Annotated in this window: 20 protein-coding genes and 3 tRNA genes; 10 read left to right on the forward strand and 13 right to left on the reverse strand. The window is 68.5% G+C overall.

What is annotated here, in order from left to right:
- Positions 1–54: 54 nt before the first annotated feature.
- Positions 55–438 carry a hypothetical protein gene (locus KOI35_RS07975; RefSeq protein WP_215785368.1) on the forward strand — a complete coding sequence of 128 codons (384 nt, stop codon included), beginning with the start codon at positions 55–57 and terminating at the stop codon, positions 436–438.
- Between the two features lie 67 nt (positions 439–505).
- Here the strand turns inward: KOI35_RS07975 and KOI35_RS07980 are convergent.
- Together KOI35_RS07980 and KOI35_RS07985 are read right to left on the reverse strand one after the other, a co-directional pair.
- A tRNA-Arg gene (locus KOI35_RS07980) sits at positions 506–578 on the reverse strand.
- Positions 579–614: 36 nt separating this feature from the next.
- Positions 615–705, reverse strand: a tRNA-Ser gene (locus KOI35_RS07985).
- A gap of 1,058 nt (positions 706–1,763) precedes the next feature.
- On the opposite strand from KOI35_RS07985, the gene KOI35_RS07990 reads away from it, so the two are divergent.
- Positions 1,764–2,450 (forward strand): hypothetical protein, encoded by a 687-nt coding sequence (locus KOI35_RS07990; RefSeq protein WP_215785369.1) that lies wholly within the window; start codon positions 1,764–1,766, stop codon positions 2,448–2,450.
- A gap of 115 nt (positions 2,451–2,565) precedes the next feature.
- Here KOI35_RS07990 and KOI35_RS07995 read toward each other — a convergent pair whose 3' ends face one another.
- Positions 2,566–3,333, reverse strand: a complete 768-nt coding sequence (locus KOI35_RS07995) for a CPBP family intramembrane glutamic endopeptidase (RefSeq protein ID WP_215785370.1) — start codon at positions 3,331–3,333, stop codon at positions 2,566–2,568.
- Between the two features lie 145 nt (positions 3,334–3,478).
- Between KOI35_RS07995 and KOI35_RS08000 the strand changes: the two genes are divergently transcribed.
- Positions 3,479–4,591, forward strand: a complete 1,113-nt coding sequence (locus KOI35_RS08000; protein WP_215785371.1) for a globin domain-containing protein — start codon at positions 3,479–3,481, stop codon at positions 4,589–4,591.
- Between the two features lie 9 nt (positions 4,592–4,600).
- Here the strand turns inward: KOI35_RS08000 and KOI35_RS08005 are convergent, their stop codons facing one another.
- Entirely contained in the window at positions 4,601–6,130 is a 1,530-nt protein-coding gene (locus tag KOI35_RS08005; RefSeq protein WP_215785554.1) for a peptide deformylase, read from the reverse strand.
- 385 nt (positions 6,131–6,515) lie between these two features.
- Here KOI35_RS08005 and KOI35_RS08010 point away from each other — a divergent pair, with 385 nt between their 5' ends.
- Both KOI35_RS08010 and KOI35_RS48795 read left to right on the forward strand, forming a co-directional pair.
- Entirely contained in the window at positions 6,516–7,235 is a 720-nt protein-coding gene (locus tag KOI35_RS08010) for a ferric iron reductase (RefSeq protein ID WP_215785555.1), read from the forward strand.
- 39 nt (positions 7,236–7,274) lie between these two features.
- The gene (locus KOI35_RS48795) at positions 7,275–10,406 is read left to right on the forward strand and encodes a tetratricopeptide repeat protein (protein ID WP_215785372.1); all 3,132 of its coding nucleotides are present in this window, start codon (positions 7,275–7,277) and stop codon (positions 10,404–10,406) included.
- 49 nt (positions 10,407–10,455) lie between these two features.
- Here KOI35_RS48795 and KOI35_RS08020 read toward each other — a convergent pair whose 3' ends face one another.
- Positions 10,456–12,441: a DUF6311 domain-containing protein gene (locus KOI35_RS08020; RefSeq protein ID WP_215785373.1), complete on the reverse strand. Its 1,986-nt coding sequence runs from the start codon at positions 12,439–12,441 to the stop codon at positions 10,456–10,458.
- Positions 12,442–12,707: 266 nt separating this feature from the next.
- Between KOI35_RS08020 and KOI35_RS08025 the strand changes: the two genes are divergently transcribed.
- The gene (locus KOI35_RS08025) at positions 12,708–13,421 is read left to right on the forward strand and encodes a class I SAM-dependent methyltransferase (protein ID WP_215785374.1); all 714 of its coding nucleotides are present in this window, start codon (positions 12,708–12,710) and stop codon (positions 13,419–13,421) included.
- Between the two features lie 66 nt (positions 13,422–13,487).
- Here KOI35_RS08025 and KOI35_RS08030 read toward each other — a convergent pair whose 3' ends face one another.
- On the reverse strand, positions 13,488–14,018 hold the full coding sequence (locus KOI35_RS08030; RefSeq protein WP_215785375.1) for a YbhB/YbcL family Raf kinase inhibitor-like protein: 531 nt from the start codon (positions 14,016–14,018) through the stop codon (positions 13,488–13,490).
- Positions 14,019–14,331: 313 nt separating this feature from the next.
- On the opposite strand from KOI35_RS08030, the gene KOI35_RS08035 reads away from it, so the two are divergent.
- On the forward strand, positions 14,332–15,528 hold the full coding sequence (locus tag KOI35_RS08035) for a GAF domain-containing sensor histidine kinase (RefSeq protein WP_215785376.1): 1,197 nt from the start codon (positions 14,332–14,334) through the stop codon (positions 15,526–15,528).
- A gap of 63 nt (positions 15,529–15,591) precedes the next feature.
- On the opposite strand, the gene KOI35_RS48800 is transcribed toward KOI35_RS08035, so the two are convergent.
- The 4 genes from KOI35_RS48800 to KOI35_RS08055 all read right to left on the reverse strand — a co-directional run bounded on the left by KOI35_RS48800 (position 15,592) and on the right by KOI35_RS08055 (position 20,491).
- Positions 15,592–16,494, reverse strand: coding sequence for a C40 family peptidase (locus tag KOI35_RS48800; RefSeq protein ID WP_308120848.1), 903 nt, complete (start codon positions 16,492–16,494; stop codon positions 15,592–15,594).
- Between the two features lie 349 nt (positions 16,495–16,843).
- Positions 16,844–17,371 carry a DUF4352 domain-containing protein gene (locus KOI35_RS08045; protein WP_215785377.1) on the reverse strand — a complete coding sequence of 176 codons (528 nt, stop codon included), beginning with the start codon at positions 17,369–17,371 and terminating at the stop codon, positions 16,844–16,846.
- 267 nt (positions 17,372–17,638) lie between these two features.
- Positions 17,639–18,598 carry an NAD(P)H-quinone oxidoreductase gene (locus tag KOI35_RS08050; protein WP_215785378.1) on the reverse strand — a complete coding sequence of 320 codons (960 nt, stop codon included), beginning with the start codon at positions 18,596–18,598 and terminating at the stop codon, positions 17,639–17,641.
- Between the two features lie 30 nt (positions 18,599–18,628).
- The gene (locus tag KOI35_RS08055; RefSeq protein ID WP_215785379.1) at positions 18,629–20,491 is read right to left on the reverse strand and encodes an RICIN domain-containing protein; all 1,863 of its coding nucleotides are present in this window, start codon (positions 20,489–20,491) and stop codon (positions 18,629–18,631) included.
- A gap of 217 nt (positions 20,492–20,708) precedes the next feature.
- On the opposite strand from KOI35_RS08055, the gene KOI35_RS08060 reads away from it, so the two are divergent.
- Positions 20,709–20,793: transfer RNA gene (locus tag KOI35_RS08060), tRNA-Ser, on the forward strand.
- A 39-nt stretch (positions 20,794–20,832) separates the two neighbouring features.
- Complete coding sequence (locus KOI35_RS08065) at positions 20,833–21,216, forward strand: VOC family protein (protein WP_215785380.1); 384 nt, start codon at positions 20,833–20,835, stop codon at positions 21,214–21,216.
- Between the two features lie 157 nt (positions 21,217–21,373).
- Here KOI35_RS08065 and KOI35_RS08070 read toward each other — a convergent pair whose 3' ends face one another.
- The 3 genes from KOI35_RS08070 to KOI35_RS08080 are packed head-to-tail and all read right to left on the reverse strand — an operon-like array spanning position 21,374 to position 23,875.
- Positions 21,374–22,120: a CDP-alcohol phosphatidyltransferase family protein gene (locus KOI35_RS08070; protein ID WP_215785381.1), complete on the reverse strand. Its 747-nt coding sequence runs from the start codon at positions 22,118–22,120 to the stop codon at positions 21,374–21,376.
- Positions 22,095–23,156 carry an iron-containing alcohol dehydrogenase family protein gene (locus KOI35_RS08075; protein WP_215785382.1) on the reverse strand — a complete coding sequence of 354 codons (1,062 nt, stop codon included), beginning with the start codon at positions 23,154–23,156 and terminating at the stop codon, positions 22,095–22,097. The genes KOI35_RS08070 and KOI35_RS08075 overlap by 26 nt, the downstream gene beginning before the upstream one ends.
- A complete protein-coding gene (locus KOI35_RS08080) occupies positions 23,144–23,875 on the reverse strand; it encodes a phosphocholine cytidylyltransferase family protein (protein WP_215785383.1) in 732 nt (243 codons plus the stop codon). The genes KOI35_RS08075 and KOI35_RS08080 overlap by 13 nt, the downstream gene beginning before the upstream one ends.
- Before the next feature lie 114 nt (positions 23,876–23,989).
- On the opposite strand from KOI35_RS08080, the gene KOI35_RS08085 reads away from it, so the two are divergent.
- Positions 23,990–25,087: an aminotransferase-like domain-containing protein gene (locus tag KOI35_RS08085; protein ID WP_215785384.1), complete on the forward strand. Its 1,098-nt coding sequence runs from the start codon at positions 23,990–23,992 to the stop codon at positions 25,085–25,087.
- The last annotated feature ends 8 nt before the right edge of the window (positions 25,088–25,095 follow it).

The raw sequence follows: 25,095 nt of genomic DNA on the forward strand, positions 1-25,095 counted from the left end.
ACACCGGTGCGGCACGCTGCCCGGGATCGCACACCCCCGTACAGGAGGACCGACATGAAACGACTCCGTGCCCTGCGTGCCGCGGCGGCCGCGACCATCGCCACCGCCGCGCTCAGCCTGGGCGTGGCCGCGCCGGCCCACGCCGCGAACGTCGAGTGGCGCTGCCAGAACTACAGCGACTACCACGTCTGCGAGACCTACACCGGAGCCGCCCTGTACGACAGCGGCTACGCCGGCATCTCGGCCGTGGGCAACTCGTGGGAGGTCGTGAACGTGCCGCGCAACGGGTTCACGCTCTACGTGCGCGTGTGGCCGACCCAGGGCCGCCCGTCGATCGACTACCCGGCAAGCCAGGACGGCCGCGTGCTGTCATACGGCATCTACGCCATCCAGATCGTCGTCTCCGGCCACGAGACGAGCAACCGGATCTTCATCTGAGCCACCGGACACCGGAAGCAGAAAGGCCTGAACCGCGTTTCCACGGTTCAGGCCTTTCCTAATGCTGTGCGCCCGAAGGGACTCGAACCCCTAACCTTCTGATCCGTAGTCAGATGCTCTATCCATTGAGCTACGGGCGCTCAGTGCGTTGCCAGCATACACACTGGCTCTGCACGCGGAGACTCCGGGATTCGAACCCGGGAGGGGCTATAAAACCCCAACCGCATTAGCAGTGCGGCGCCATAGACCAGACTAGGCGAAGTCTCCCCGGCGGCCCGTGAAGGCCACCGACGGTTGAGGATACCGGACCCGTTCGGCGCCGCACAAAGAGGTTGGCAACCCGCGGGTCGGACCCGTCTCCAACAGGTGAAATGTCGCCGCTAGGGATAGGCTGCGGCAGCATGGAGGACAATCCGCCCGCCGAGCGTCGTCAGGCCCGTAACCCCCGGGCGCCGTTCAATCCCCCGGGCGAGTCGCCGGCCGGTGCGAAACCGGCTGAGCGTCGGCCGCGGAAGGCCGCGCCGCCGGTCACCTTCCAACCGCCGAGTGCCGAGAATCACCCCGAGGGGGAGGCGGCAAAACCAGTTTCCCGTACGCGGGATTCACGCCCGACAGACGCACCACCCCCGTCCCGGCCCGACGAGGCCGAGCCGGCCCCGCGCAAGCCGCGAGCTCGCCGGGCGACCCCCGAGACGCCGCCGGGCGCCCGAGAGACGACCTCCGAGGCCCCCGCGACCCCGGCGCCGGCTAAGAAGGCGCCCGCGCCCCACAAGCGCACCCCAGCCAAGAAGGCCACTCCAGCGCAGGCGCCCGCCAAGAAAGCAGCGCCCGCGAACGCCACGCCCGCAGCGCCCGCGCCCACAGCGCCCGCGAAAGCCGCGCCCGCACCCGCAGCGCCCGCGCCCGTCGAGACAGCAACACCGACACCCGCGCCAGCCACGGGAGCGGCACCGCTACCGCCCGCCCAGAAGGCCGCGCCAACACCTGCACCCGTCAAGAAGGCAGCGCCAACTCCCGCGCCCGTCAAGAAGGCGCTCCCGGTGGAGGCGGTCAAGCCGCTCACGACGGCCCCTGAACCGATCGCAGAGACCGCCGAGCCAGCCCCCAAGCCCGCAGCAGAAGCGGCGAAGCCAGCCGCGACGGCCGTGGAACCGGCAGCGCAGACCGCGAAGCCAGCCGCAGTGCCCGCGGAACCAGCAGTGGAGGCCACGAAACCGGTCGCAACAGCCGCGGAACCGGCAGCGCAGAGCGCGAAGCCAGCCGCAGCAGCCGCGGAACCAGCAATGGAGGCCACGAAACCGGTCGCGGCGGCAGTGGAACCGGCAATGGAGGTCGCGAAGCCGGTCGTGGAGCCGGCCGTGCAAGCAGCCGCCGCGGTCGTGAAGCCGGCGGTCGAAGTCGCCGAGCCGACCCCCAAGCCGCAGCCCGACCGCTGGGCCAAGCTGCTGGCCGACCCCGTGCACACCCCCGAGCTGCTGGCCCTGGCCGCCGTGGAGACGATCGGCCCCCGCGCCCGGGAGTGGGCCGCCACGACCCGCGCGACCTACCCGACGGCCACCCCGGCCGCGCTGGCCCGGCTCGCCACCCGGCAGTTCACCCAGTTCAGCGCGTACGCCAGCGTCTTCGGCGCGCTGGCCGGGTCGTACGCGTCGATCGCTCTGGTCGCCACCCGCACGCTGACCGACGCCGAGCTGGTGCTGCACCTGGCCGCCGCCTATGGCGAAGATCCGACTGACCCGCGGCGCGCGGTCGACCTGCTCGTGATCTCGCAGGTGCATGAGACCGCCGCCGACGCCGAGGCCGCGCTCGCGACGATTCCGGACGACAGCAGCCTCGGTGAAGCGCTGTGGCGTCTCGGCCGGCTCTATGTCTCGCGCACCGGCAGCTGGACGGCCCTACGCGCGGTCAACCGCTACTTCCCCGGCGTCAGTCTGCTCGGGGCGGTGCTGACCAGCGCCGGCACGGCCCAGACGACCGCCGCGCGGGCCAACAGCTACTACCGGGCCGGCTGAGCCGACCGGCCCGCAAAGGGCCGGCCCGCAAAGGGCCGGCCCGCAAAAGGCCGGCCCGCAAAAGGCCGGCCCGCAAAGGGCCGACCCACAAAGGGCCGACCCACAAAGGCCGGCCTCAGACCCAGCTGAACCAGGCCGCCGGCAACAGGGCGTAACCGACGAACGCCACCACATCGAGCAGCGTGTGCGCCACGATCAGCGGCATCACACGCTTGAACCGCAGGAAGAACAGCGCGAACACGACACCCATGACGGCGTTCCCGACGAAGGCGCCGAACCCCTGATAGAGGTGGTACGAACCGCGCAGCACGGCCGACGTGATCACGATGGCGACCGTGGACATGCCCCACTGCTTGAGCCGCGTCATCAGGTAACCGACCACGATCACCTCTTCGAGCACGGCGTTCTGGATCGCCGACAGGATCAGCACCGGCACCGCCCACCACACGGGGTTGAGGGCGGCCGGCACGATCTGCGCGTTGAGCCCGAGCAGCTTGGCCACGTACACCAGAAGCAGCCCGGGAATCCCGATGCAGGCGGCCAGCAACGTGCCCCAGCCCCAGTCGAAGCGTTGCCGGTCGGCCGACAGGCCGAGTTCGTGGCGGGGCGAGATGCGGTCGCGCACCAGCAGATAGAGCACCAGCGCGACCGGGATCAGGTCGAAGATGATGCCGAGCAGCTGATAGGTGAGGTCGAGGTAGGGCCGCGACGACTGCGAGGCGTTGAGCACGGCCGCCTGCTGGGAGAGCGGCTTGTCGGCGGTCAGTTTGGCGGTCAGCGAGACCACCGAATAGATCGCGCTCTGCCCGAGCGACAGCAGCAGCACGATGACGATCTCGGCGGTGAGGATCGGCCGGGTGGCCTGCTGGCGCTCAAGGGTCACGGGCCAACTTTAGGAGCTGTCACCCGTTGGATACTCCGGCCCACGCCTTAAACGGACTTATCGGGGCAACCGTCACGGGATGAAATGAGATGAGTCGCACGTCTCGTGCGTCGTCTTTACGACTGTCCTGACCACCCTGAAGGGCATGGGAGACCTCGGACGCTTGCTCAAAGAGAGCTGGAGCCTCGTCGAGGAGCATCAGGACAAGGTGGCCGGCTACTTCTACGCCCGCCTGTTCCTGTCTCACCCGGATCTGCGGGAACTTTTCCCGGTGCACATGGACGTGCAGCGCTCCCGGCTGCTGGGCGCGATCGTCACGGCCGTGCAGACGCTCGAGGATCCGGAGAAGTTCGACGAGTACCTGCGCTCGCTCGGCCGTGATCACCGGAAGTTCCACGTGGAACCAGAACACTACGAGGTGGTGGGAGGCGCGTTGATCGAGGCGATGCGGGAGTACGCGGGCGAGCAGTGGAGTGTCGAGTACGACCAGGCCTGGGCCGACGCGTACGCGGTGATCGCCTCCAAGATGATTCAGGGCGCGGAGGCCGATTCCAATCCGCCCTACTGGTACGCCGAGGTGGTCGCGCACGAGCGCCGGGCCAAGGACATCGCCGTCTTCACCGTGCAGCCCATGCAGCCCCTGGAGTTCCGGGCCGGCCAGTACGTGAGTGTCGAGTGCCCGCGAATACAACCGCGGCTGTGGCGAACGTATTCGGTCGCGAACGCTCCACGCCGCGACAACACCCTGGAGTTCCACGTACGGTCGATCGGCGCCGGATGGGTGTCGAGTGCCCTCGTACGCCGTCTCGAGGTCGGCGACATGATCCGGCTGGCCGCCCCGATGGGCACGATGAACCTCGACCGCCGTTCGACCCGCGACACCGTGTTCGTGGCCGGCGGTACCGGGCTGGCGCCGATCAAATCGCTGCTCGAGGAGCTCACCCGCTACAACCGCACCCGCTGGGTCCACCTGTTCTTCGGGGCCCGCAACCGCGAGGACCTGTACGACCTGGCCGAACTCAACCGGCTGGCCGCCCGCTACCCGTGGCTGTCGGTGGTGACCGCGTGCAGCGACGACCCCACCTTCCCGGGCGAGCAGGGCAACATCTCGGAGGTGGTGGCGCGCTACGGCCCGTGGAGCGAGCACGACTTCTTCGTCTCGGGGTCGGGCCCGATGGTCAAGGACACCCTCAAGACGCTGGCCGAGCTGCAGGTGCCGTCGATCCGCATCAAATACGACAGCTTCACAGACTTCTAGACCCGTTTTTCAGTACGACCAGGGCCGGCCGCTCTGGGTGTAGTCCGGCACGAGGTTGGATTCGGCGTTCATCCGGTCGACGTAGAGCCGCCCCTCGAGGTGGTCGATCTCGTGCGCGACCAGCCGGGCCATCGCCCGTTCGAACCGGCTGATCACGCGGGCGCCGTCGTATCGGGCGTGCTCGACGTCGATCCGCAGCGGCCGGCGCACCAGGCCCCGGTAGTCGAAGAACGAAAGGCAGCCCTCGTACTGCTCGTCCCGGTCGCTCGACTCGCCGACCACCCGCGGGTTGATCAGCACCACCGGCTCGGCGTTCCGGTCGGCCGGGCGCACCACGGCGACCGCCGCCGACCGGCCGATCTGCGGTGCGGACAGGCCGACACCCTTGGTGAAGTCGTGCACCTGCTCGAGCCGGCCCAGGGCCGCGTGCAGCGCCGACACCGCCTCGTGGGCGGCCGCCGACTCGCGGGGCAGCTGGAAGTGACGGGCCCGCTGGCGCAGCAGTTCGGAGCCGCGCTGGACGATCCCGATGCCGCGCATCTGGCCCGACGCGCGGGGCTGGCCGTTGCCGTTGCTCTCGGGGGCCAGAGCCGGGCACGAGGGCGCGCCCGCTCCCCGGAACCGCCACTCCAGTCGGTAGCGGGCGTTGAGCTGCGGCGCGTCGGTCGACCATTCGAACACGGCGCGGTCGCCGTCGTCGTGGCGCTCCATCGGGGTGCGTACGGGAACCTCGGCTGCCAGCGACGTCTCGACGCCCCACACCTGGGGGTCGAACGACGTCGGGAAGTCGAGGCGGACGGTCAGCCGTCGGGTGGGCAGCCGCACCGCCCGCTGGAACCACTGGCCCCACTTCTCGACACTGATCGTGTATTCGTACTGGATGGTGGTCCGCTCGCCGGGATAGAGGGCGAACTGGCCGCCGTCGTTGGCGAACATCAGCCACACCTCCTTGGAGGCGTCGCGGTCGAGCTTGATCCGCCACTGCATCGGTTCCACGGCGTCGCCCTCGCCGGCGCACGCGCTCAGGTTCATCTCGGCGAACGTGAGCGGATTGTCGCGGTGGTGGCGGTTGGAGCCGGTCGGGTCGTTCGGATAGCGGTCGACCGCGATCTTGACCAGGTAGCGCGTCACCGGCTCGGAGCCCGCGTTGTAGAGGGCGCGGCGGACCCGGCACAGGTACGCGCCGTCGGCGTAGGTCAGCTCGGCGACCTCACGCTCGACGATCAGCCCGGTGCCCGGCGGGAGCCACTGAACCGGTACCGGCGGGTCGCGGTGCAGGGCGGTGCTGCGGGTGTGGCGGAGTTCGTCGTACTCCTGGAAGCGCTGCCAGATCACTCCACCCGCACCCAGCACGGCCTCGGCCCGGCGGGCGAAGTCTTCGGTGGGCTTGTGTCGGCGGCCCTCCACGTGGCTGACGTAGGAGGGGTCGAAACCCATGCGCGCGGCGAGCTGCTTCTTGCTCATGCCCCGCTCGACCCGCCAATGTGCCAGCGCTGTCACGAACTGGTCAGCGGCCCGCTCGACGGGCGAGGTGGTCATCATCGATGTCCCCTTCGCGGACGAGAATTTCAGTGTCGCCGTCGCTCGTGTCCGGATGGTGCTAGTAGCGCGTACACGACAGATACCTTGACGAACCAGGCAACGTGCGCGCGGACGGTTAGGTGACCCTTGCATAGGGTATTCGTCCGAAATGAGGGCTTGGTTAGCCTACCCTTAGAGGTGTACGGTGAGTCGTCGTCACGGAGGCGTTCCGGCCTTCCGTACGGGATGGCTCCGGCAACGAATTCGGCGAGGTGAATGCGGTGGCTCGGTCGTGGATGTCGCCGCGGGGTGGACGCGCCCGGTGACCACAGCCCTCGACCGTGCAGCACACTCCGTCACGCTCGCTGATCCTCTGGCCCCCGTGACGGCCACGCTGCGAGCGATGTTCGGCACCAGCACCGAACTTCCCGGCATCGCCCCCGATCTGCTCGTCCACGACACGGCCGGCTGGTCCTCCGCGAGCGCACTGGCCGGCGACCACCTGGACACCCTGCTCGACTCGGCCCGCCGTCGCTGGAACGCCCAGCCCCACGCCGCGGCCGCGCTGGCCTGGAAGGCGTACACGTACTGGCTGGCCCTCCCGGCCGTGCTCGGCTGGGCCTCGGCCCGACGCGTACCGCTGCTGACCGCCGACAACGTGCTCGTCCACTTCGACGACCAGCGCCCACTGATCACCATCGGTCTGCGCGCCGACACCCCGGTGGCGGTGCTCCCGGGCGACCCGATCACGATCGCCAACCGGCCGCACGTCCGCGTGGTCCCCGATGAGGCCGCCCTCCTGGCCGAGCTGCGCGCCTCCCTGCTCGACCAGCACCTCACCCCGCTGCTCGACGCGCTGCACGGCCGCGTCCGGCTGGGCAAGCGCACGCTGATGGGTTCGCTGTCGTCGGGCGTCGCCTACGGAGTTCTGCGCTCGGCCGACGTGCTGCCCGGCGCGTCCGCCGAGACGATCGCCCAGCTGCATGAGGCCCTGGGCGTGGAAGACCTGATCGAGCTGGTGCCCACGGCCAACGGCAAGCTCGACGTGCAGCGCAAGACCTGCTGCCTGGCCTTCACTTTGCCCCAGCCCAAGGTCTGCCGGGGCTGCTGCATCAAGAGCTGAGGCTGTTGCCGGTTGCCTCGCGGGTCCAAAATGTAGTGCGTGGCCGAGCCCGACTCCTTATTGGACATCCTGCGACGCAAGCAGCGGGCCGGATTCGTCGGCCGTCACGGGCACCTCGAGTTCTTCCGTGACAACCTCCGGTTGCCGGCGCTGGACGACCACAAGCGCTTCGTGATCAGCATTCACGGTGACGGCGGCGTCGGAAAGACGTTCCTGCTCCAGCAACTCCGCCGGATCGCCCGGGAAGAGGGAGCGTCCGACGCCTACACCGACGAGCACGTCTACGGCGTACCGGAAACCATGTCCGTGCTGGCCGGGCAACTCGGCAAGCCCTTCAACGACTTCCTGAGCAAGTACGAAGACTTCGAGAAGCGCCGCGAGCAGATGGCGCAGGACCCGCAGGCGCCGATGACCGCCTGGAGCAAGGTCACCCGGACCGCCGTCAAGATCGGACTGCACGCGTCGAAAGCCCTGCCGGGCGCCGGGCCGATCGTCGACCTGGTCGATGCCGACGCCGCCGCCGAGGCCACCGACCAGGTCCGCGTCTATCTGAGCGGCAAGTTCTCGGACAGCCGCGATGTGCGCCTGCTGCTCAACCCGGTGGCCGAACTGAGTCCGCTGTTCCTGCAGGGGCTACGCAAGGCGGCCGCCCAGCTACCGGTGGCGCTCTTCTTCGATACGTACGAGCAGACCGGTCCGCTCCTCGACGGCTGGCTGCTGGACATCCTGCGGGGCCGGTTCGGTGACCCGCCGACCGCGCTGACGCTGACCGTGGCCGGGCGGCATCCGCTGGTCGCCGGCGGGTGGTCGGAGTTTCTGAGCGCGATCGCGACGCTGCCGATCGTTCCGTTCTCGGAAGCCGAGTCGCGGCAGTTGCTGGCCTCCAAGGGGGTCACCGACGAGCCGGTCGTACGCACCGTGCTGACCCTGTCCGGCGGGCTGCCGCTGCTGGTCGCGACGCTGGCCGAAGGCCGACCGACCGACCCCGGCGACGTGGGCGACCCGAGCGGCACGGCCGTCGAACGGTTCCTGAAATGGGAGCACGACCCCGGCCGGCGCGACGCGGTGCTGGCCGGGGCGCTGTCCCGCCAGATCGACGCCGACGTGCTGGCCGTGCTGGCGCAGCCATCGACTCTGGAATGGCTCCAGACCCTGCCGTTCGTCAAGGCGCGGGCCGGACGCTACGAATACCACGACGTCGTACGGGCTCCGATGCTCCGCATCCAGAAGGCGCAGTCGGCCCAGAACTGGCGATCCGCCCACCACCGCCTGGCCGACGCGCACGAGACGTGGCGGACCCAGGTGCGAGCCGATCCGGACTGGACGGATGCGGAATGGCTGCGTCACCGGCTCGAAGAGACCTACCACCGCCTGTGCGCGGATCCAGCCGGTCGGCTGCCGGACGCACTCGCCATCGGCGTCGACGCCGCGATCGCCGGTCTCACGACTGCCCGCCGATGGGCCGAGATGATCCGGCAGGCCGGCCGCGACTCCGGACACGACAGACTCCAGCAGCGCGGCGAGCGCCTCGTGGCCACCCTGGACGAGCAGCAGAAGGACTGCACCGAAATGCTGACCGAACTGATCGGCGACCAGTCGCTCAGCCCCGAGTCGCGGGTCAATGCCCTGGTCGAGCGCGGACGCCTGCATTATTACGCTGACCGGGACGAGCAGTCGATCGTGGACTTCACCGAGGCGATCCGCCTCGATCCGGCACGCGGCAAGGCCTATCTGGGGCGGGGTCAGACCAGCCGCTGGCTGGGGCGTTTCGACGAGGCACTGGCGGACCTGAACCGGGTGATCGAACTGGACCCGGAGTCGGGTCTGGCCGTCGCCGGTCGAGGCGAGATCTACCAGGCGATGGAACGTTATGAAGAAGCGCTCGCCGACTTCGACCGCGCCATCGAACTCGACCCGGCGTCGGGCCTGATCGTCGCCGGCCGGGGCGAAACCTACCAGGAGATGAAACGGTACGACGACGCGCTGGCCGACTTCAACCGCGCCATGGAACTCGCCCCGAAGTCCACGTGGGCGGTCATCGGCCGTGGACATACCTACCGATTGCTGGTGCGGTTCGAAGAGGCTCTGGCCGACTTCGACCGAGCAGTCGAGCTCGACCCGACGTCCTCGTGGGCCGTCGCCAGCCGAGGGCAGATTCATCGGGAGATGGGACGGTATTCCGAGGCCCTCGCCGACCTGACCCGGGCGATCGAACTCGCTCCGAGATACGCGTGGGCCCTCGCCCATCGTGGCGAGACCCACCGGTTGCTGGAACGGCCCGCGGACGCCCTCACCGACCTCGACCGAGCCGTCGAACTCGACCCGAGGAACGCCTGGATCATCGCCAGCCGGGGCCAGATCCACCGCGAGACGGGACGGTACGACGACGCGCTCGCCGACCTGACCCGAGCCCTCGAGCTCACCCCGGACTACGCGTGGGCGAGGGCGAACCGCGGCGAGACCTACCGGTTGCTCGACCAGCACGAACAGGCGCTCGCCGACCTCGATCGAGCGATCGAGCTCGACCCGAACTACGAATGGGCCATCGCCAGCCGGGGCCAGGTGCATCGGGAGAAGGAGCGGTATTCCGAGGCGATCGCCGACCTGACCCGGGCCATCGAACTGGACCCCCGCTATGCGTGGGCCATCGGCAGCCGGGGCCAGACCTATCGGGAGATGGGACGGCTCGACGACGCGCTCACCGACCTCAGCCAGGCCATCGAGATCGACCCGGCGTTGCCGTGGACCTTCGGTGAGCGGGGTGAGACATACCGCTTCACGCAGAGGTACGACGAAGCGCTGGTCGACCTCACCCGCGCCATCGACCTGAACCCGAAATACTCGTGGGCCATCGTCACCCGGGGCCAGACCTACCGGGCGATGGGCCGGTTCGCGGAGGCGCTGGCCGACTTCGACCGGGCGATCGACCTGAACCCGGCGTACGACTGGGCCTTGTCCGGCCGCGGCGAGACCCACCGGCTGATGGGGCGGAACGAGCAGGCGCTGGCCGACATCGACCGGGCGATCGAACTCGATTCGAGCGAGGCATGGCACTTCGCCTCCCGGTGGCGTCTGCTGCGCGACGAGGCTGACCTGGCCCGCGCCCGCGAGCTCGACACCACCAGGAACTGGGCCGACGAGGGCACGTACCAGTCACCCGATGCTCCCTAGCCCGCCAAAAAAGGGCGGCCCGGTCGGGCCGCCCTTTTCATGACCGATCTCAGCCGATGTCGGGGCCGGTGAGGGTCGCGGCCGGGTCGTCGACCAGGTGGCGGACGTCCCAGACCCAGGCGCCGCCGGTCCAGGTCGGCTGGTAGCCGAGCAGGGCCGTCATGGCTCGCAGCATCTCGGTGTCGCGCAGCTGCGGGGTCAGCACGATGACGGCGGCCTTCCAGTAGCGGAGGTCGGCCAGGGTCATCTCGCGACGGGTGTCGTTGATCTCGGGGATCGGGTTGCCCTGGCGGATCGACGCCATCAGGCCGCTCGTCGGGCGCCACGGCGGGGAGAACAGCGCCGTCCGGTCCTCCGGGTTGAGCGGGTTCTGGTTGGGCAGCAGCGCGTAGGCCCCGGCGATCCGCATGTCTTGGCCGGTCATCGCGGTCCAGCGCAGCGGGTCGGGGTAGCCCGAGTCGGGCAGCGGCAGGGTGACGACGGTGTGGTTGTCGTCGACGTACTGCTTCCAGGCGCCGGACGTCACGAAGTCGGGGATCGGGGCCATCGGCGCGGTCTTCAGCTGTACCGGCACGAGCGGAACCAGGGCCATCGCGACCGCGGTGACCATCGCCACCCGGACCGGGCCGCGGGCGGCCGGCTGGGCCCGGACGAGGTCGATGGCCCGCTGCACGCCCAGGGCGAGCAGGATGCCGACGACCGGCGCGATGGCCATCGCCCAGCGGGTCGGTACGGCCGAGTTGAGCACCGGAACGCTGTGCAAAACCGACCAGATGCCGGGAACGCCGGTGTTGATCCCGTTCAGGAAAATTCGCGGTCCGAGTGACATCGCGGCGAAGATCAGGGCCAGGAATCCCAGGGACAGGACCGCCACCGACCGCCGCATCCAGACGATCAGGCCGAAGAACAGAATGACCAGGCCCCAGCCGAAGAATGCGTTCTCCTCGGCCGGATTCTGCGCCAGCCGTTCGGCGATCACCGGATTGCCGGCCACCGAGTGGCTCGAATACGCGGTGAACGAGCCGAGGTCGGCGCCGAAGTTACGGACGAACTGCGGCAGACCGTGATAGCTCTGCGGCCCGAAGAACTGCACCGACAGCGGGTAGGCCAGCACGCCGAGCGTCACGGTGCCGGCCACGGCCAGGCCGCGCAGGAACCGGCGGGTCTCCCCGGGGTGCGTCTTGCGCCGCGAGATGGCCATGATCAGGCAGAACACGCCCAACCCGACCGCGGTCATGAAGAGGACCTCGAGGTTGATGAACGCCTGCCAGATCAGCAGGGCGGCCATGATCAGGCCGTTCCGTACGGCCCGGCCCGGCTGCCGCAGGCGCAGCGTCCGCCAGATGATCAGCGGGACCAGGAATTGCGAGACGATGTTCGGGTGGCCGCCGGCGTGCGAAACCATGCTCGGCGCAAAGGTGCAGAAGAGAGCGCCGACCCAGGCCGCGAGTCGTGACGAGACGAACACGCGGGAGAGCACGAAATACCACGCGATGCCGGTAAGTGCCAACGCGAGAGTAAGAAATAAGTTGAACGCCACATGCGGCCCGAAGAGCAGAGTCACGGGCGTCATCGGTAGCGAAACAGCCAACACCGAGGTGTTGGCCATCATGTTCACCCCATCGGGGTAATTCATGCGATCGGAGAAGAATGGATATGCGCCATCGGTGAGCACTCGCGCACCATGCGCCATCATCCACTCGAAGAAAGCCTGATCCTGTGGATCATCGCGCAACTCATGATCGAGATTGAGCCACAACGGTGCCGTGAGATAGAACGCGACAGCGACGAACGTCGCTGCCGCGAGAACGTCCCGCCAATCGGGACGTCGCCTCCACCACCTTTTCCTGGGCTTGCTGGCCTGCTCAGGGGCGGCCTCGACATCGGGTACGACCGAGATCGGAGCGGTCGGGGCGACATCGGTCTCGAGCGCCTGCAACTCGGCTTCGAGGTCGTCGGTTTCCGTCTCTTGACGCGGCGGCAGCACGTTCCCGCCGGCCGGCTGGCCTGTCGAGTCAATACCCGTAATCGTCATAGCGTGGGCGAGCCTAACCGAGGTTGGTAACGTTGCAGTGACGAGCTGCCCATGCGTGATCGAGCCGATATGAACGGTGTATTCGCGACATCCGTGCGGTCCGGCGCATGAGAAGCAACCGGCCCTAGTACCCAGGTGGGCCATGTCTCAATCAGGCAAATAAAGTGCGCCCGAGGCCGCCTCAACTTTCGGTTGTGCGGTCAAAGGTGGTTAACTCTTCCGGTCCCGCTGTCAGCTCGGATCGGCAAGACGAGGGAACCTTACATATGGCAGACATCACTGGAGACCAGCGGATCCAGTCCGAAGTGCTCGAAGGCCTCGCCACGGCCGTGAACCACCGCCGGTGGTTCGTCGAGCTCGCTCTCCCGTATCTCGGGGACAACCCGATCGAGGTCGGCAGCGGTCTCGGGGATTACGCGATCGAGTGGGCGGAGCACCTCCCGCGGTTCACGGCGACCGAAGCCGACCCGGACCGGCTCGTGCTGCTCAAGGAGCGCATGGCCGAATATCCGAACATCGACGTCCGGCAGATGCTCCTGCCCTCGCCGGACGCGAACGGCGAGTACAGCGCCGCGGTCTCCTACAACGTCCTCGAGCACATCGAGGACCACGTCGGCGCGCTGCGCAGCATGGCCGACCTGGTGCGCCCCGGTGGCCGGGTCATCATCATCGTGCCGGCGTTCATGTTCGCCATGAGCAACGTCGACATCGCGACCGGGCACATCCGCCGGTACACCAAGAAGACGATGCGCGCGGCGATGACCGAGGCCGGCCTCGAGATCGAGAAGATGCACTACGCGAACGCGCTCGGCCTGATCGGCTACTACGGCGCGACCAGCATCTTCAAGCTGGCGCCGAAGGAAGGCCCGATGGTCAAGGTGTACGACTCGATCGTGCTGCCGGTGACCAAGGCCGCCGAGAGCGTCGTGAAGCCGCCGTTCGGTCAGTCGGTCTTCGTAGTGGCGAAGGTCCCCGCCTGACGGACAACGCATGAGGCCGCCGACCCGAATGGGCGGCGGCCTTTCTGCATGCGTACGGGAAAGAAATCAGCCCTTGACCTGGAAAGTCGGGCGGATCGTGGCCCGGGCCAACGTGTGGAAGGCCAGGTTGAAGCCGACGTAGGCGGGCGACGCCTCGGGCGGGACCTCGAGCTTGTCGACGTCGATGGCGTGCACCGCGAAGACATAACGGTGCGGACGGTCACCGGGCGGCGGGGCGGAACCGCCGTAGTTGCTGTCGCCGTAGTCGTTGCGCACGCAGAACGCATCGCCGGGCAGCGGGTCGACGCCGCGCGGCAGCTCGGTGGTGGTGACCGGCAGGTTGACCGCGACCCAGTGCCAGAAACCGCTGCCGGTCGGGGCGTCCGGGTCGTAACACGTCACCACGAAGCCACGGGTCTCGGCCGGGAAACCCGACCAGGCCAGCTGGGGTGAAAGGTTTTTGCCGCCGACGCTCGTGTGTGCGAACAGTTCGTCGAGCGGCTGGCCGTCGGTCACGTCCGCGCTGGTCACCGTGAAGGACGGGACGGCGGGCAGGAGATCGTACGGATCCGGGGCTACGGCACGTTCGAGACTCATCGTGATTGTCCTCCGGCGATATGCAGGCCTTCTTCGCCGAACAGTAGTCCGTCCCGGTATCCCCTGCCTTTCGACCGCGTTGCGAGGCTCTGTCACCCGATCGGGCGGACGCACAGCTGGTGCGTAGCCAAACCCGTGGGCCGGGTGATGCTTCTGTCTGACATCCGACCGGGTGTGTGCGGCAGAGATCCCCGCGCCCGGTGGCGATACGCAAGTCGGCACCCGCCAGTACGGCGGGTGCCGACTGCTGTTGCGGCCCCTTCGGTCCGACGAATCCGGCCGAATCGGGCGCGGAGAGTGAGACGATCAAGAGATGCGGGCGCCCTTGCCTCCCGACGAGCCGGCCCGGTTGGCGGCTCTGCTCGACGCACAGGTGCTCGACACCGCGCCGGAGGAGGACTTCGACGACATCGCGCTGCTGGCCTCGCAGATCTGCGGAACGCCGGTCGGCCTGGTGAGTCTCGTCGATCGGGACCGGCAGTGGTTCAAGGCCAAGTTCGGCACCGATCTCGTCGCCGTGCCGCGCGACCTGTCGTTCTGCGCCCACACGATCACCTCGCACGATCTGCTCGAGGTGCCCGACGCGTCGACCGACCCGCGGTTCGCCGAGAACCCGGCGATCAACGCCAACAACATCAAGTTCTACGCCGGGGCGCCGGTGGTGCTCGACGGGACGTACGCCGTCGGAACGGTCTGTGTCATCGATCACGTTCCGCGGGTGCTCACCGCTCCGCAGCGGCGCGCGCTGCGCAGCCTGGCCCGGCACGCGTCGGTGCAGCTGGAACTCCGCCGCTACGCCCGGAACGCGGCCGACATCGCCGACCGGATGCGCCAGCTCGACCGGATGAAGGACTCGTTCCTGTCCACGGTCAGCCACGAGCTGCGGACACCGCTGTCGACCATCCGCGGCTACCTCGAGATGCTGCTCGAGGACGACTTCGACGCCGAGACGTCCCGGCGGTTCCTGTCGGTGATGTCGCGCAACTCCGACCGGCTGCTGCGGCTCATCGACGAGTTGCTGCTGGTGGCGAAGATGACCGAGGACCGGGTCCAGCTCGACCTGGGCGACGTGGATCTCGCCGAACTGGCCCACCAGGCGATCGCCGGCTGCCGGGCCCTGGCCGAGCATCGCGGGGTCACGCTGCACGACCGCACCGAGCGGCCGCTGCCGGCCCGGGTCGACGCCAAGCGGATCACCCAGGTGCTCAACCATCTGCTGGTCAACGCGATCAAGTTCACGCATGCGGACGGCGAGATCACCATCGACTCGTCGACCGGCGGCGAACCCGAGCTGATCATCACGGACACCGGGGTCGGCATCGCCGCCGACGAGCTTCCGCACGTGTTCGACCGCTTCTATCGCTGTGCGGCGACCGACGTGATGGCGATCCAGGGTCCGGGTCTCGGGCTGGCGATCGTCAAATCGATCGTCGACGCCCACCACGGCAGCGTGCACCTGGAGAGCGAGCCCGGGGCCGGCACGACGGTCCGCCTCACCCTGCCCCGATAAAACCATTTCCCCGTACGCCGGAGGGCCGCGCGACATGATGCGCGCGGCCCCATTCCGTCATCGTCAGTGGATGCGCGCGACCCGCAGTCCGGAATACAACTTGCGATACACCACTCCGGTGCGGTGGTTGCCCGCGTCGATCATCATCCCGCGGCCCATGTAGATGCCGACGTGCCCCGGTCCGACGACCAGATCGCCGGCCCGGGCCTGAGCCCGCGAGACGCTGCGGCTGCGAGCGGCCTGGGCGCCGGACGAGTGCGGCAGCCGGATGCCGGCCAGCGCGTACGCCCGCTTGGTGAAGCCCGAGCAGTCGAAGCCGTTCGGCCCGAGCCCGCCGCTGACGTAGCTCTTGCCGACCTGGGAGCGGGCGAACGCGATGACCGCGTTCATCCCGTTGCCGAGCTGCATGACGCGCTGGCCCTGCTGCTTGGCGACCGCGTGCCGCACCGTGACCGTGCGCTGGTAGCGCTTCAGGCCGCGGTTCGGACTGACCGCACGGTCCGGAGCCACCGTCACGTAGTCGAGCTCTCCGGCCGCCTCGGCCGCCTCGGCTGCGGCCTTGGCCGCCCGGAGGGCCTTGCGGACCTCGATGGCGCGCCGGGCGGCGAGCTCCCGGGCGGTCTGGTCGGCCTGGCTGAGCAGGGCCGCCGTGACCACGGTGGGCTCACCGTCGGGCTGGACTTCGCCGCCGCGCAGACCGTCGCGCAGCTCGACCGCGGCCAGCGTGTCGGCGGTACGCAACGCCACGCGCTCGTCGGCCACGGCCAGCTGCACGGCGTCGCGCAGGGCCCGGCCGCCGTCGGGTGCGGCGAACGGGTTGACTCGGGGCAGGGCCGTCGTGACGGCCCGGCGGGAAAGCGAGAAACGCCGGGGGGCGGCGCGCGAGGCGCGCTCGGCGGTGGTGGTGCGCTCGGTGAGTCGGACAGTGTCCGAGGCTTCGGGTCCCGCCGGGTGGACGGGAGGCACGGCCTCGGCGGCGTGCTCAGTCGGGTCAAGAGCCGGCGAGATGACGGCAAGCGCGATCGCGCCGGCCGTGAATGCCCGGCTCGGGGACGGACAGTGCAGTGTTGCCTCCGAAATAGGTCCAGGGCACTCGCGCGTATCCCGTCGGCGTGGCATTAGCGTGCGCCGCACCGGCGCCGCCCAATACGGACGGCAATGGGAACCCGGACAACTCGTTAATTCCGTCGACCATGCCAACACACAACAGGAATGTTGCGTGGCGGAAATCCCACAATCACCCTCGCTCAATCGAGAAAAGAATGCGAGTCCCGCACTCGATCGGTGATGGTGGATCTCCGAAATACGTCCGTGATCAGGACAAGGGGACCCGTACGCCCGCACTCCAGGGCGACTTGTGCAACATCAGTGAGGTGAGATGGACCCCGGTGGGTACATCGAACGGGATCACGCCCAGCCGGATCGCGCCCGGCGGGATCTCGTCGAGCAGCGAGGGATCCTGGTCGTTGGTGAAGACCGCCGCCTGTTCGGCCACCCGGTGCGAGCGGCCGTGCTGGTCGACCGCGCGCTGAGCGCCCGGGTCGAGCAGCCGGGGCTCCTTGCCGGTGTTCTGCACAGCCACGCTGACCAGGCAAAACTGCCCCGCAGAGGCGGGCATCGGCAGGTCGGGCGGCCCGACCTCGGCGACGCCGCACTCGGTCTTGGTGACCGCGACCGACAGGGTTCCTTCGGCCGCTTCCCGGCCCGCCGGAAGCACCGTGAGCGCAGCGGTCTCGGTCGCGGCGGCGGCCGGCGCGGCGCTCTGGGCGATCACCTGTTGGGCTGCGGGTTCGGCCTTGTCGCCCGTCCCGGACGCGACATAAGCCACTACCCCGGCTACCACCAGCGCAAACACTCCACCCACAAACCAGGGCGTCCGACTACGGCGAGCCGCCTGCGGCGGCTTGGGATCAGCGGGTGCTGACCGCGCGGGACGCAACGGTGTGTTGGTCATAAGACCTCCCGGTGTCGCTCGGCCGATTACTCGGCCCAAGTCACACCATGCTGAGGTCGTTTCCCCTTCCAACCCGTGCCGCCGCGCCGCAGAAATCGGTCAAAACTGCATAAAATGCTCAGACATATCCCCCGAAGGTGTACGTTTAGAATGCCATCAGGGGGTTAACAGGATCTTCCCGAGGTGCTCGCTCGACTCCATCAGCTCGTGCGCCCGGTCCGCCTCGACCAGCGGCAACGTGCTGTGGATGACCGGCTTGACGGCGCCCGCCTCGACCAGCGGCCAGACGTCACGGGCAACAGATGTGACGATTCGCGCTTTGTCGGCGGCCGGGCGGGCCCGCAACGACGTCGACGACACCGATCCGCGCTTGGCCATGAGCTGTCCGAGATCGAGCTCGGCCTTACGACCACCCTGCATACCGATCACCGCGATGCGCCCGTTCGGCGCCAGCGCCTCGATGTTGCGGCTCAGGTACTTCGCGCCCACGATGTCGAGGATCACGTCGGCACCCCGGCCGTTGAACTCGCGCGTGGCGGTCACGAAGTCGTCGGTGGTGTAGTCGATCACCAGGTCGGCCCCGAGCGCCCGGAGCGCCTCGTGCTTGCCGGCCCGGGCGGTGGCCACCACCGGTGCGCCGAGCGCCCGGCCGAGCTGGATCGCGAACGTGCCGATGCCGCTGCCCCCGCCGTGCACCAGCAGCGTCTTGCCCTTACGCAGACGGGCCAGGTCGACCACGTTCGACCAGACCGTGCAGGCGACCTCGGGCAGCGCGGCCGACTCGATCAGCGAGAGCCCGGCCGGCACCGGCAGCAGCTGCCCGGCCGGCACGGCGACCTTCTCGGCGTAACCGCCCCCGGCCAGCAGCGCGCAGACCCGCTCGCCGACGTGCCGGTCGGTCACGCCGGGCCCGACCGCGCTGATCACACCCGCGCACTCCAGACCCGGATAGGGCGAGGCACCGGGCGGCGGCGGATAGAACCCCTGCCGCTGAGAGACGTCGGCGCGGTTGACGCCGGCGGCGGTGACGTCGATGACGACCTCACCGTCGCCGGCCTCAGGATCCGGAACCTCACGCAGGACCAGGTGCTTGTCCTCGATCACGATCGCACGCATGGTTCCTAGCTTGCCCTCTCGCGACGGCTTTTACGGCGTGATCCACTTCTGGTTCGCGGCACCGGTGCAGGCCCACAGCTGGAGCTTGGCGCCGTTGGCCGTGCTGTTGTCCTTCACGTCCAGGCATTTGCCCGACGCGGTGTTGACGATGTCGCGGTTGGCGTTGACCGTCCACTTCTGACTCGCGACCGAGTCGATGCAGTCCCACTGGTGGACCACCGCGCCGTCGGCCGTCGAGTTGTTCGCCACGTCGAGGCACTTGCCCAGGCCGCGGATCGTGTTGTCGGTGCCGACCGTCCACTGCTGGTTCGGGTTGCCGGCGCCGCAGTCCCACAGCTGAGGCTGGTTGCCGTTGGTGGTCGAGCCGCCGGTGACGTCGAGGCACTTGCTGCCCAGACCGGTGATCGTCCCGGTTCGGCCCGAGCCGCCGCCCCCGCCGCCGTTGGACTGCGTCCCGTTCCAGGTGAACGTCGCCGACGTACGGCCGGGAAGGTTGTAGACGAACGACTGCCCGCCCCAGTTCACCTTGACCGACTGGTTGCCGGTGGTGGTGTTGTAGGCGATCAGCGCCTTGGAACCGTCGCTGTTACGGAACGCCACGTTGGGGACCGTGCCGTTCGCGCTCGAGTCGATCCGTACGGCACCCGGCTTCACGAACTTGGTCAGGTGACCCATCGTGTAGTACTCGATGGTGTAGTCGACCTGGCCGGCCCGCGATCCGCCGCGCTGCACGGTGATCAGGCCGGTGCAGGTGCCGCAGCCGCCGTTGTGCGGGCCCATGTTCTGGTCGACCGCGAGCGACCACTTCGTCCAGGCGCGACCCCAGTTGCGGAAGTACTCGATCAGGTCGCCCATGTCCTCGGCGTGCTGGTTGCTGACCCAGGTGCCGCCGGAGTGCTCGGTCATGTACATGTTGACGTTCGGGTACTGGTTACGCACGGTCGACGCGGTCGACGGGTTGCCGCCGTAGTCGTGCCAGGCGATGCCACCGAAGTTCGGGTGGTTGCGGATCGCGGTGTCGGCCACGAGCGGGGCCACCCACTGGTCGTACGTGTCGAAGTTCCAGTCTCCGATGAGGAGCTTGGTGTTCAACCCGGCCGACTGGAGCGCCGGCATGAGGTCGTTCTTGGCGAACGACTGCAGGCCCGAGACCGGCCACTGCATCGACGGGTAGCCGGGGCAGCAGCCCGGTTCGTTCTGCGAGGTGACATAGCGGATCGGCACGCCCTGGGCCTGGTAGCCCTGGATGTACTTGACGAAGTACTGCGCGTACGTCTTGTAGTACTGGGCCTGCAGATAGCCCTGGCTGTACGCGTTGTTGTCCTTCATCCAGGGCGGCGCCGACCACGGCGAGGCCATCACGAAGCCGGACGGGTTGAGCCCGACCGCCTGCTTGGTGAGAGCCATGACGTCGGCGTCCCGCGCGAGCGAGAAGTCGTTGACGTCGCAGCACGTGTTGTCGTACGAGAAATTGCCCTGTGCGAGGTCGGACGAGCCGATGACGTTGCGGATAGCGCTCACCCCGATGCCGGCGGTGGGGCTGAACAGCTTGGTCATGACGTCGTTCTGGGTGGCCGCCGAGAGCGCGCCGCTCCCGCGGATGTTGAACGCCGCGGTGTCCGTGATCGACGCACCGGCGCCCTCGAACGGCTGGTAGGACGTGTTCTCGTTGACCGTGATGGTCTGGTTGGCCGACCCGCTGCTGCTCGCGAACGAGATCGGCGTCTGCTGCTGGAGGCCGCGGGTGACGGTGCGGCCGCCGCTGTCACTGGTGGTCGTCAGATAGACGTTCACCGACTCGTTGGCCGCGAAGGCCGCGGGTGCGACGAGGACGGTGGCTGAGGCAACCGCGGCTGCTCCAGCGATCCACGCCACTTTTCGGGGGATGGACATGACGGGGACTCCCTTGCCTGAGGTGGGGGCCTTGGCCGGGATAGGTAAAGGCTGTGAACCATAACCACGAACATCAATGCTGTGTCAACACCTTGTAACAGTTACGGAAAGCGTGTTCCAGCAGCTCAGACCCTTGTTAAGACACGTGAATTTAGTTTCGGCACGACTGCCTGCCGAGACACCGGTGCCCGTCTGGCACACTGGGACGGCAACATCGGGAGGACTCGCCTAGTGGCCGATGGCGCCGGTCTTGAAAACCGGTAAGGGGAAACTCTTCGTGGGTTCGAATCCCACGTCCTCCGCAGCTGAGCCCCGGCTGGGCCCCAGCTAGGCTCCGGCCCGTGACGAGCCGCATCGGTGACATGGTGGTCGACTGCGCCGACCCCGAGCTGATGGCCCGCTTCTGGAGCGAGGCCCTCGGCTACCGCATCTTCGCCCGCGACGACACCGGCGTGGCCATCCGAGGCGCGACCACCAGCCCCGACATCCTGTTCATCCGGGTGCCCGAGCCCAAGACGGTCAAGAACCGCCTGCACTACGACATCTGCCCGACCGACCGCAGCCAGGCCGACGAGCTGGAGCGGTTGCTCGCCCTGGGTGCGCGGCGCTCCACCACCATCATCGGGTCGGGGTCATGGATCGTGCTGGAAGACCCCGAGGGCAACGAGTTCTGCCTGATGTCCAAACAGATCCCAGCCGAGCCGGCCCCGTTCCACGAGCTCTGACAGCCGCGACGCCGTGGAGTCTCTGGATCTGTCGCCCTAGTTCGAAGAGCACGGATACCGCCCGCCGCAGGAGTTGCTGGACGGCTTGGTGGCAGCATTCGTCGACCGAGGCTGTGCCGACGACCTGGCTACCGAGGCCTTGGGCGCCACGCCTCGATCACGAACGTAGGGCCTCGCGGGCGGAGAACATCACGCTGGCGGCCAGGAAAGCTGCGTTGACCAGCGTGAACAAGCCGATGAACCAGATTGTCCACTGTGGTGCGATGGTCAGCACGACGCCGGCCAGGGCGATCACGGCGCCGTAGTCGCGGACCAGCTTGACCAGGCGTACGGGCAAGGACCGGCTGGTCACCATGCTGGCGGCCTTGTCGCCGGACTGCATCACCGACGTCACCAGGTTGACCATCCAGGTGCCGGCGAAAGCGGCCAGCAACCAGGCCGGAGTGTCTGGCACCTGCGCCTCGGCGGTGGCGGCCAGCGCCGCGACCAGGGAGATCTGCACCGCCACGTCGCACAGCACGTCCAGGCGGGCGCCGGCCGCGCTCGTCTGGCCGGTGACCCGGGCCAGTTGACCGTCGGCGCAGTCGAAGGCGTACGCCAACTGCCAGCCGATCAGGGCGAGCAGGCCGATCGGCCAGGCCCAGACGCGGCCGTCGGCGATCGGGACGGCCGTGGCGACCACCGCGATCGAGACCAGGCCACCCAAGCCGAGGTTGAAGACGGTCAGGACGGTCGGGGCCAGGCGGTGCTTGTGCGCGTAGACCGCGATGCGGGCGCCGATCCGCTGGCTGAGCGCCTCGCTGAACAGCCCGCCGCCCCGGTTGACGGCGTAGTAGTCGGCGGCGGTCGGTGCTCGATAGACCGAGCCGGTGCCGGAGTCAGTGGGCGGCGACGGCTGCGACATAGTTCCCCAGCTTTCGGCTGATCTCGTCGGGGGTCATGGCGAGATGTTCCAGGATCGTGAAGCGGTCGGGGCGGGTGCGCGGGGCGAAGTGGACGGCCTCGACGAACTGCTCGTCGCTCAGGCCGACGTCGGACGGCAGCCGGGGCAGTTGGTGCCGGGCCAGGCAGTCGGCCATCTGGGCGAAGCGCCGCTCGTCCTCGCGCAGGAACGTGCAGAACAGCGCGCCCAGACCGGCCAGTTCGCCGTGCGAGGCGGTGCCGGGGTAGAGCGAGTCGATCGCGTGCATGATCTCGTGGCAGCCGCCGCTGGCCGGTCGGCTGCTGCCGCACACCGCCATGGCCAGGCCGCTCGAGATCAGGGCCTCGGCCAGGACCGTGACGAACGCGTCGTCGTGCAGATCGCCCGGCATGGTCAGCACGGCCTCGGCGCCCATCCGGGCCAGCGAGGCGGCCAGCCCGTCGACCGGCTCATCGCGCATCTGGCGGGCCAGTTCCCAGTCGGCCAGTGCGCTGATGTTGCTGATCGCGTCGCCGATGCCGCCGCGGTTGACCCGGTCGGGCCCGGTGTCGACGAAGTCGAGGTCGACGATCACGCCGAACGGGATGTGCACGCCGTACGAGCCCTTGACGCCCTCGTTGATCAGGCTGGCCACCGGTGAGGCCAGCCCGTCGTTGGCCAGGCTGGTGGCCACCGAGATCATCGGCAGGCCCCAGCGGTTGGCCGCGTATTTGGCCGTGTCGACGGTGGTGCCGCCGCCGATGCCGACGACCGCGTCGTAGGGGCGGCTGCGCAGCTTGTCGGCCAGCTCGAGGGCCGCGTCGAGGGTGCCGCCGGTCGTGGTGAAGACGTCGGCCGAGCTCAGCGTGGGGCGGATCAACTCGGCCACCCGCTCGCCGAGCCCGGGACCGACCACCACCGCCACGTCGCCGCCGGCCGAGACCCGTCCGTCGGCCAGGATGCGGCCCAGGTCGGCCACCGCACCCCGGCGGACGTGGATGTGCAGCGGCGCCTGGACGCTGCGGGCTAGTAGCGGCATGCGATGCCCCGGGCCTTGGCCAGGTCGTCGTGGTTGTCGACCTCGACCCAGTCGACCTCGCCGATCACCGCCGCCCGGACCTCGCCGCCGCGGTTGGCGAACTCTTGGAAACCGTCCTCGTAGTAGAGGTTCGGGTCGCGTTCCCAGGTGGTCTTGAGCGCGTCGGCCACGTCGGCGGCCACCGACGCCTCGATGATGTTGGCCCCGATGTACTCGCCGAACGCCTCGGCCGGATCCATCAGCTTGGTGATCCGGGTCAGCTGTCCGTCGTCGTTGAAGATCGTCTTCATCTCCTCGTCGGCGAGTTTCTTCACATTGTCGACGGCCAGCAAAATGCCCGGGCCGCGCTGCGCCAGGAGGGTCTCTTCGACACTGACGGGGTGGACCGTGTCGCCATTGACCATCAACGCCCCCTGCGCGAAGTGGTCACGGGCGAGCCACAGGGAGTACGCGTTGTTCCACTCCTCGGCCTTGTCGTTGTGGACGAGGGAGATCTTCACGCCGTACTTGCTCTCGAACGCGGCCTGGCGCACCTCGACGGCGCTCGAGCGGTAGCCGACCACGATCGTCACGTCGGTCAGCCCGGCCGCGGCCAGATTGCGCAGCGCGATGTCCATGATCGTCGTCTCGCCGTCGACCGGGACCAGGGCCTTGGGCAGCGTGTCCGTGTAGGGACGAAGCCTGCGGCCGGCTCCGGCGGCGAGAATCAGACCGATCATCGGGGTTTCTCCATCTGTTGGGTGAACTCCAGGAGAATAACGGGTGGCGTCCCACAGCCCGGACCGCACGAGCCAGACGAAAATCCTATAGAGGCGGCTCGTAAGCTTGTCGCCATGACCGCTGAGCAGCTGATCTCTTTCGCCCGGGGCGCTCCGTCGCTGGACATCATCGACGTCGAGGGCCTCAAGGCCGCCGCCGCGCGCGCCTTCGACGCCGATCCCGCTGGTGTGACCGCTTACGGCACGTCCGTCGGCTACCTCCCGCTGCGCAAGTGGATCGCCGAGAAGCACAGCGTCTCGCCCGACCAGGTCATCGTGACCAACGGCTCCCTGCAGGCCGACGCCTTCCTGTTCAACCACCTCGTGCAGCCCGGCGACGACGTGGTGGTCGAGAAGCCGACCTACGACCGCACGCTGCTCAGCCTGCAGAATCTGGGCGCCAAGGTGCACCAGGTCACGCTGCGTGAGGACGGCATCGACGTCGACGAGCTGCGCGGCCTGCTCGAGTCGGGCGTGCGCCCCAAGCTCGCCCACATCATCCCGAACTATCAGAATCCGGCCGGCATCACGCTCTCGGCCGAGAAGCGTCAGGCCCTGCTCGCGCTGGCCGCTCAGTACGAATTCACCATCTTCGAGGACGACCCGTACGTCGACATCCGGTTCCGCGGCGAGGCCCTGCCCTCGATGCTGAGCATGGACTCCGACAACCTGGTCGTGCACGCGTCGAGCTTCACCAAGACGGTGTGCCCCGGCGTCCGCGTCGGCTACCTGGTCGGCCCGGCCGCGCTGATCGACGCGATCGCCAAGAAGGCCACCAACCTGTACATCTCGCCCGGTATGGTCTCCGAGGCGATCGTGCACCAGTTCTGTGTCTCGGGTGACATCGAGCGCTCGGTCGCGACGGTCAGCGCTGCCCTCGGCGAGCGGGCCCGCGTGCTGGCCGACTCGCTGCGCAAGCACATCCCGGGCGCGACCTTCACCGAGCCCGACGGCGGCTACTTCCTCTGGGTCGACCTGCCGGACGACGTCGACGTCGACAAGCTGTTCCCGGCCGCGATGAAGAAGGGCGTGGCGATCGTCAAGGGCAGCGACTTCCTGCTCGAGGGCGGCCGCAGCTCGGTCCGTCTGGCCTACTCGGCGGTCACCGTCGAGCAGATCGACGAGGGTGTACGCCGTCTGGCCGAGGCGATCGAGGAAGTGCGCGCCGGCTAGCACGGTGG

Origin of the sequence: Paractinoplanes bogorensis (assembly GCF_018829635.1) — a bacterium.
Lineage (GTDB): Bacteria > Actinomycetota > Actinomycetes > Mycobacteriales > Micromonosporaceae > Actinoplanes > Actinoplanes bogorensis.